Below are 360 nucleotides of genomic sequence, written 5' to 3'. Positions count from 1 at the left end.
TTTTTTGATAACAAAGTAGAATCTCACTCGCTCGTAATGGGAGCCAGCGGGAAGGGCAAATCGGTCTTGTCCGAACAAGTGCGGAAAAACGCGAGGCTGCGCGGTGATCTGCTGGTGGATACTGAGATGTACTGTGAAGGTCGAGGGTTGAAACCATACGAGCATGAGTACGCTCGTCGCTTAGTTCTGGGGGCTAAGTGGACCGTTGCCGCGTGAACTGCGTGGGAAGCCGGTGACGGTTATCTCTGATGTGTCCAGACCAAAAAAGGTAAAGCGTCAGCCAAAGCAATTTGTTAAGACCGTAAATGGCGTCACCCTTGAACGCCAATTGGTGGCAGATGCAAGAGACCAGTTGGAAAT

At 51.1% G+C, this 360-nt stretch carries 1 pseudogene; it reads left to right on the top strand.

What is annotated here, in order from left to right:
• Nucleotides 1–216 (top strand): annotated as a pseudogene (locus BHE89_RS26655) (hypothetical protein); the annotation flags it as partial.
• Nucleotides 217–360 lie beyond the last annotated feature (144 nt).

Origin of the sequence: Shigella sp. FC1967 (assembly GCF_001743005.1) — a bacterium.
GTDB lineage: Bacteria > Pseudomonadota > Gammaproteobacteria > Enterobacterales > Enterobacteriaceae > Proteus.
This window is presented reverse-complemented; position numbering and strand designations above follow the sequence as displayed.